The sequence below is a fragment of the Aquiflexum sp. genome, assembly GCF_041749095.1.
Lineage (GTDB): Bacteria > Bacteroidota > Bacteroidia > Cytophagales > Cyclobacteriaceae > Aquiflexum.
Genome location: NZ_JBGTCA010000463.1, coordinates 25,953 through 33,459, shown reverse-complemented (window position 1 = coordinate 33,459; position 7,507 = coordinate 25,953). Strand labels below are relative to the sequence as shown.

Below are 7,507 nucleotides of genomic sequence, written 5' to 3'. Positions count from 1 at the left end.
GATCACCTGACTTCAATATCGTTCGTCCCTATGGGACTTTAAGGATGGTGATCCTTTTTTGATCCACTGGTTGAAACCAGTGGATATTATATCGTCCATGCCTGAAGGCATTTAAAAATGTAATCTATCCAACACTGTGGATTAAAACGAATTTTCCAAAATTATTTCTATACCTGTTTTTTTTATCTCGTTTGTAAATGGATCTGATGAATTAAAATCCTGGACCTTTATTGGATGGGGTTCTATTCTAAGATCGATCTGTCTCCTTAATTTCATCAACTGTCTCTGGGTAGAGAAAAAATCAGTCATGTTTTCAACGACTAAGGCGATATCTATATCACTTGCCTCCTTTTCATTACCTTTTGCAAAAGATCCAAAAAGATATGCCTTTTTCAGCCCCATGTCCTTGGGAATAATCCTGATATATTTTTTTGCAGTTTCTAAAATTCCTTGATTAACCATAGTCTTAATTTTTCAATGCGTTGTAACCACAGATTTGCGAATTCTTTGGTACAAAGTTTGTAAAAATCTTGCTTGTAACTGGCATATCTTGCATTAATGTTAAAGGTGGAAATTTCATCAAGCCATTCCTCGTTTTCTTTGTTAATTTCAAGTCCTGTTTTGGTTGCAAGTCTCAATAAATCATGGGTAAATATCGCATGTGTTTTATTCAATTTAACATAGTGGGCTTTTAATAATTTTTCCAGGACTAAGTGTCCCAAAAACAAAGCCCAACTATAATCTCCCGATTTCATTAAGTTTTGCATGGTTTGATAGTCCTTTTCTGAGGTATCTATCCAATGCTGAATAATTTTTTCAAAATTTTCTAATTACCCATCCATTTAAATCCAAGATACAAGTTTTTTTAAATTTATAGGAAAAAATCTCTTAAAGCTAAATCTGTTTTACCTTAACAAAATTATTGGGTTAGGCATTGGCTGAGAACATGATATGGTCATTTAGTTAAAAATCATACTTCTTTTGAAAAATTTCCCAACCCACATAGGGGTAAAATAACTTTCGCTTGTCATGGATTTGAAACCAAATCAAAACCATGAATACAATAAGCAAAATCTTCGCAGTTGCCGCTTGTTTAAGTTTCTATTCGATAGAGACAAGTGCATCCCAACCCCTACTTGAAAAAGACAGCTTGGAAAAAGAACCAACCCGAGTTTCTTTCCTCAAACAAAGAAATCCAAATTTTCATCCTTTCAAACTGGAGGACTCCGATACCACATCGGTTGCTATTCAATTTTCCTTTGTGCCCTTTGTAGGCACCAATGGCATTTACTCAGGGAATACGGTCAATGATGTCTCCTTCAACCTTTTAGGTGGATACTCAGCAGGCACAAGGGCTTTTGAAATGGCAGGACTGTTCAACATCAACAGGGGTGATATGACCGGTGTACAATTAGCCGGGTGGTTCAACCAAGTCGGTGGCAGAGTTGAAGGGGTACAGCTTGCAGGGCTGTTCAATTCCAATCTCCAAGATGTAAAAGGGGTGCAATTGGCCGGATTGACCAACTTTACTACAGGAACTGTGGATGGGGTACAATTGGCCGGTCTGATGAATTTTTCACCTAAAAAAGTGAAAGGTGTCCAACTCGCAGGTTTGCTGAACTTCACGGCGGATGAACTCGATGGCACCCAACTATCAGGGTTGGCCAACTTTGCAGCAAAAAATGTAAAAGGTACCCAAATCTCCCCTTTCAACTATGCCTCAAAAATCCATGGATTCCAACTCGGTCTGATCAACTATGCAGATAGCATGAGCGGAGTTCCTGTGGGTTTGATCAGCTTTGTACGCACCGGATACCATACCGTGGAGCTCAGCTTCAATGAAGTCCTTCCCTTAAATCTGGCCCTCCGGACAGGAAAGCGGGAATTTTACAATATCCTGTTTGCAGGAATGAGACCGGAAATCAGTGATAATGTTACCTGGGCATTTGGATATGGCGTGGGAACCTCTCCCCGATTGGGAAAAAATCTTTTCCTCAACATCGAAGCAAGCTCTGAACAGTTGAACAACGGCAATGTGGAAGCACTCAACTTGGTCAACAGGTTATTTGTAGGGGCTGATTTTCAGGTGGCCAAGAAAATGTCCCTATTTGCCGGACCTACCTTGAATTTCAGGGTTTATGACACCTCATTTTCAGGTCATCCTGATCTGTTTACTTTTTATCAACCCCAAATCCAACGTGAAAAATCCCATCCCGAAGATGTTGCCAGTCAGCTTTGGTGGGGATTCAGGGCAGGATTCCGGTTTTTCTGATCAATACTTCATCTCCCAAATCCATATCAAAAAACCTCCCTTTTTATAAACCAAAACCAACATTATGAAACCACAAGTTAAACTTTTGGCCTTGGTATTCTTTTTTGGAATAATCCAGGCATCAGCCCAAACTTTGACCCAGACCGTCAGGGGAAAAGTTATCGACCAAATCTCCAAATCCCCCTTGCCAGGCGCAACGGTCATGCTTTTGGGAACAGATCCACTTTTGGGAAGTACTACTGACATCAACGGAGACTTCAGGATTACCCAAGTACCCATTGGGACTTACACTATGAGGATTGGCTTTGTGGGCTACCGGGATGTCATTCTATCTCAGGTACAAGTCAATTCCGGAAAGGAAACTGTCCTGTCTGTTTCCATTGAGGAGGACTTTAACCAAATGGACGAGGTGGTCGTCCTAGCCAATGAAAAAGACCGGACTGTCAATGATATGATTGCAGTGAGCGGCAGAACTTTCTCGGTGGAAGAAACCCGGAAGTTTGCCGCTGCGGTCAATGACCCTGCAAGAATGGCGGCTTCCTTTTCAGGTGTTGTTGCCACAGATGATGGCAACAACAATATTTCGATCAGGGGCAACAGTCCCAATGGGCTGCTTTGGAGAATGGAAGGTATTGACATCCCCAACCCAAACCATTTTGCAGCTCCGGGAACTGCCGGAGGGGGGATTTCTATTCTCAGTGCCCAGTTGCTGACCAATTCCGACTTTATCACCGGTGCATTTCCGGCGGAATACGGCAATGCCCTTTCGGGTGTTTTTGACCTCAGTCTGAGAAAAGGCAATAATGAAAAGCAGGAGTTTACCATTCAAGCAGGATTTCTGGGAACCGATATTGCAGCAGAAGGTCCGATTTCCAAAAATTACAAAGGCTCCTATCTGATTAACTATCGGTATTCAACCCTATCAATGCTTTCCAAAATGGGAGTTCCTTTGGGTGATTTTGTGACCAACTTCCAGGACCTTTCTTTTAATTTCTTCCTTCCCACAGGTGACAAAAGCAGCATTTCTGTTTTTGGCTTTGGAGGATTGAGCGACCAAAACAGGAATGCACAAAAGGACTCCTTGAGTTGGACGGCCGATTTTGACAGGTACAGTTCTACCTTTTTCTCCAACACCGGGGCGGTAGGTATCAAGCATTCCTATATCCTCAACAAATCCAATTTCCTTCAATCCACGGTTCTGGCTTCGGGAAGTGGATTGGGAGAAAAATATGGCAGGCTTAACAATGAATACCAGAATGACGAGAAGTTCTATTCTAATTTTGGACAATCAAAAATCACCTTCAGTTCAGTGCTGAACACCAAAATCTCTCCAAAATACAACCTGAGAAGCGGTGTTTTCCTCAACCAACTGTACTACAATGTCCGTGAAAATGCCTTTGATGAGGACTCGGGCCAAATGCAGGCCCAGATTAATGCCAAGGGAAGCACCCAAAGTTTACAGGCTTTTTCCCAACTGAACATCAGGGCAAACCAAAGGCTGACCCTAAATATGGGCCTGCATTACCTGCAATTGATGCTGAACAATTCCAATTCGATCGAACCAAGGTTGAGTGCTACTTATGAATTGGATGAAAAACAAAGAATCAGTTTGGGATATGGCCTGCACAGTCAGGTACAGCCCTTGGGGACATATTTCGCCGCCAAGGAAGAAAATGGGGAAATCCTGTTACCAAATAAGGACTTAGGTCTGAGCAAATCCCATCATATCGTGATGGGTTATGACCGGTCCTTGAATCCTTATCTGAGGATGAAAGTCGAAACCTATTACCAGCACCTGTTCCAGATCCCCATCAAACCCGGTGAAGATCAGACCTATTCGATCATCAATCAGGAATGGACCTTTATGACTGATCCTTTAGTGAACAGGGGTTTGGGCAAAAACTATGGGGCTGAATTCACTTTGGAACAATTTACTCATAACAACCTATACTTCCTGCTGTCGGCTTCAATTTACAATTCCCTTTACAAAACCGATGAAGACAAATGGCGGAACACCCGATTCAACGGTCGGGCCAATCTCGTCCTGACTGCAGGCAAGGAATATCACTGGAAGAAAAACCGGACTTTTGGCATCAATCTGAGATCCGTTTATGGAGGAGGGCTGCGAAACACCCCCATCAATTTGGAGGAATCCATTGAGAAAGGAGAAACAGTATGGGTGGAATCGAGGGCTTTTGAAGAACAAAGTCCCGCCTATTTCAGGACTGACATTCGGGTCAGTCTAAAACGGAACCGACTGAAATCCACCCAAACCCTCGCTTTGGACATCCAAAATGTCACCAATAGGAAAAATGTTTTCGGGAGCTATTTCGAACCTATGGAGGGCAACTTGAAAACTATTTATCTTACTCCAATGATTCCAATATTGAGTTATAGGGTGGAGTTTTAGGATTAGCAAATCACTTTCATCAATTTTTAGGGGAAAGTAATTAATCTGAATATTTAAGTAACAAAAAAGTTACTTAGGTATTCTTTTTAGTAACGTTTTTGCTACTTTTATAGAATGAATTCCAGAGAGCTACTCAAGGTATTATACAAAGATGGATGGATTAAGAAGGACCAGAAAGGGAGTCATCTTCAATTGATCCATCCCCAGAAGACCGGAAAGGTAACAGTCCCTATTCATGGAGGAGATATACCCATTGGAACATTAAATTCCATTCTTAAGCAGGCAGGTCTTAAATAACCGTCTATGGACTTTGGAAAGACATTTAAATAAAGAAATCGTAAAAGCAAATTGTAAAATGGAAAAGGTAAAATTGACGCTCACAATCGAAAAACAAGAAGGAAAAGAGCTTTGGGGAAGGGTAAATTATAATGGAAATCTGATTACGGATTTTGCAGATGAAGTGCCGGAGTTGGAGGCTAAAATGAAATCCTTATTATATGATTTTGAAAATCTGAATCCTGAAATTGTGGAATTTGTCCATGAATATGATATCTATGCTCTATTTCAAGGGTTTGACTTTCTTAAAATATCCAGTGTGGCTAAACATGCAGGCATGAATCCAGGACTGCTCAGACAATATGTATCAGGAAACAAAAACCCTTCACGAGAGCAGGCAAATAGAATTGAGCGAACACTTCATCAATTGGCTTTAAAGCTAAAGGAGGTAAAGATTATTACGGCTTAAATAGAATCCCATGAATATTGTAGAATTGACTATTGTCCAGCATTTAATGCTTGATATGAGCGAAGATGATATCCAAAATGGAAAGTTGATTTCCCCAGAAGCTAAGATCAAACGGAATCTTGAATGGCTAAACGATTCGTAATATGGACGAAAACCGATAACCAATTGTAATATGCAACTTGAAGAAATCATCAAAAAAATCAGGTTTATCAAAAATGAATTTTTAAAACCAATATGCCCATATTCAAATCCCCTTCTAACGTATCCACAACCTTCTTGATTTTTCCTATTTTCCCAGCACTCCTATTAGGAACATACCTCATGGCATATTTTGAGGTTCCGAAAAGTCTTTGGATGATGAATCTTGGATTCGGATTGATTGGGATCGCTTTGCAATGGATGTTTCTCAGGTCTAGACCAGTTTTCAATAAGGTGAACCCCAACCCCATTATCTTGATATCAATGCTTTTGTTGATGTTGACTTTTTGGGATGATGGTTTACAGAATGTCCATCGATGGCTCAGTATTGGAAATTTTAAGTTGAATATTGGTCTGATAGTAAGCCCATTGATTTTGATTCATATCCACAGATTGGAAAATCAAATCAATGAAATTTTGGCTTCTTTACTTGTAGTTATCATTTTCCTCTTTCAGCCCGATGCTTCTTTGGTAACCGCTTTTTATGCATCGGCAGGTATCCTACTTTTCAGAAAAAACATTTCCAGCACGACCAAGGGCCTGATTTTGATTTCTGCAATTGGTGCTTCAGTTTTGGCTTGGTACAGATTAGACAGTTTGCCACCTGTCAATTACGTGGAAGGCATCCTGACACTTGCTCTGGAAATCAGCGGTTTCTTTGCCATCTGTTCGGTTCTTTCCCTGGTTTTATTGCCACTTCCATTTTTTGTTTTGGCAAGCAAAAAAAATAGGACTATGGCTTACAGTTTGGGTATATATTACTCTCTGATTTTGTTGGCTACCCTTTTCGGAAACTTCCCTGTGATGGTGATGGGTTATGGAATTTCGCCGATTATAGGATATTTCATTGGGTTGGTATGGCTGGGGGAAAGTGTTTCAAAATTGTAGGCACCTGAGGACAAATGAAAAAAAGAAAATGAAATTTTTATTCACAAACAAATTACAATTCGATCCTTTGGATTTAATTTCGGATATTAGAATACTAAAAAGACCACAAATGGAAACAGTTGACAAATTAAGGAGTGGATTGATTGATAAAATCCTTACCATCGAGAACAAAGATATTCTCGAGGCACTTGACGATCTGATTTCTTCTAGTTCATCCAATAAGGATAATATAGAATTGATTAAAGAACAACAGGAAATGCTTGAAATGAGTGAAGATGATATTCAAAATGGAAAGTTGATTTCCCAAGAAGCAATGATCAAACGGAATCTTGAATGGCTAAACGAATTGTAGTCTGGACGAAAACAGCCGACCTTCAATTAGTAGGAATTTTAGAATATTGGGTCAATAGAAACAAGTCAAATTCTTACTCAAAAAAATTGCTCAGATTAGTTGGAGAAAAGACGAATCAAATTGCTAAAACACCTTTCCTTTATAAATCGACAGATTTTAAGGACATAAGAGTCGCTTCAATGGGAAACTTTAATATTTTTTATAAGGTGACGGATGGACAAATAATCATCACAGCTTTTTGGGATAACCGTCAAGACCCTGGGAAATTGTTGAAAATTTTAAAGGTCAATAATTAATTGAACCGCCTTAACCTGGGAAAATCATTGTATTCACTATCATTTATCATCAATTGTCCTCTTAACCACAATATACTGTGATTTATCTTGATATTAAGATAAACTCTACCTACTTTGCATACAAAATCACACTATAATGTTATCTGCACAACTTGGAGAAATCATCAAATGGAGAAGAAAGGAATTGGGCATCACGCAACCGCACTTGGCTGAATTGGCAGGTATCAGCACCAATACACTTTATAAACTGGAACGTGGGCAAAGCAATCCTTCATTGGAGGTATTGAATAAGTTGACAGAAGTATTGGGAATGGAAATCAAAATGGAGGTCATAAAGAAATTTTGA

General features: G+C 39.8%; 10 protein-coding genes. 8 read left to right on the top strand and 2 right to left on the bottom strand.

The window, feature by feature from the left end; translation table 11 throughout:
• Positions 1 to 141: 141 nt before the first annotated feature.
• Together ACEW8O_RS21140 and ACEW8O_RS21135 are read right to left on the bottom strand one after the other, a co-directional pair.
• Complete coding sequence (locus tag ACEW8O_RS21140; protein ID WP_373496615.1) at positions 142 to 462, bottom strand: nucleotidyltransferase domain-containing protein; 321 nt, start codon at positions 460 to 462, stop codon at positions 142 to 144.
• Positions 441 to 767 (bottom strand): HEPN domain-containing protein, encoded by a 327-nt coding sequence (locus ACEW8O_RS21135; protein WP_373496614.1) that lies wholly within the window; start codon positions 765 to 767, stop codon positions 441 to 443. The genes ACEW8O_RS21140 and ACEW8O_RS21135 overlap by 22 nt, the downstream gene beginning before the upstream one ends.
• A 287-nt stretch (positions 768 to 1,054) precedes the next feature.
• Between ACEW8O_RS21135 and ACEW8O_RS21130 the strand changes: the two genes are divergently transcribed.
• The 8 genes from ACEW8O_RS21130 (at position 1,055) to ACEW8O_RS21095 (ending at position 7,507) form a co-directional block, all read left to right on the top strand.
• Positions 1,055 to 2,272, top strand: a complete 1,218-nt coding sequence (locus tag ACEW8O_RS21130; RefSeq protein ID WP_373496613.1) for a hypothetical protein — start codon at positions 1,055 to 1,057, stop codon at positions 2,270 to 2,272.
• Between the two features lie 64 nt (positions 2,273 to 2,336).
• Entirely contained in the window at positions 2,337 to 4,682 is a 2,346-nt protein-coding gene (locus ACEW8O_RS21125) for a TonB-dependent receptor (RefSeq protein ID WP_373496612.1), read from the top strand.
• A gap of 114 nt (positions 4,683 to 4,796) precedes the next feature.
• Positions 4,797 to 4,979 (top strand): type II toxin-antitoxin system HicA family toxin, encoded by a 183-nt coding sequence (locus ACEW8O_RS21120; protein WP_373496611.1) that lies wholly within the window; start codon positions 4,797 to 4,799, stop codon positions 4,977 to 4,979.
• Between the two features lie 58 nt (positions 4,980 to 5,037).
• A complete protein-coding gene (locus tag ACEW8O_RS21115) occupies positions 5,038 to 5,427 on the top strand; it encodes a hypothetical protein (protein WP_373496610.1) in 390 nt (129 codons plus the stop codon).
• Between the two features lie 321 nt (positions 5,428 to 5,748).
• Positions 5,749 to 6,513, top strand: coding sequence for a hypothetical protein (locus ACEW8O_RS21110; protein WP_373496609.1), 765 nt, complete (start codon positions 5,749 to 5,751; stop codon positions 6,511 to 6,513).
• A 109-nt stretch (positions 6,514 to 6,622) separates the two neighbouring features.
• Positions 6,623 to 6,865 (top strand): hypothetical protein, encoded by a 243-nt coding sequence (locus tag ACEW8O_RS21105; protein ID WP_373496608.1) that lies wholly within the window; start codon positions 6,623 to 6,625, stop codon positions 6,863 to 6,865.
• Positions 6,847 to 7,161 carry a type II toxin-antitoxin system RelE/ParE family toxin gene (locus ACEW8O_RS21100; RefSeq protein ID WP_373496607.1) on the top strand — a complete coding sequence of 105 codons (315 nt, stop codon included), beginning with the start codon at positions 6,847 to 6,849 and terminating at the stop codon, positions 7,159 to 7,161. Before ACEW8O_RS21105 ends, ACEW8O_RS21100 begins: the two co-directional genes overlap by 19 nt.
• Positions 7,162 to 7,297: 136 nt before the next feature.
• Positions 7,298 to 7,507, top strand: coding sequence for a helix-turn-helix domain-containing protein (locus tag ACEW8O_RS21095; protein WP_373496606.1), 210 nt, complete (start codon positions 7,298 to 7,300; stop codon positions 7,505 to 7,507).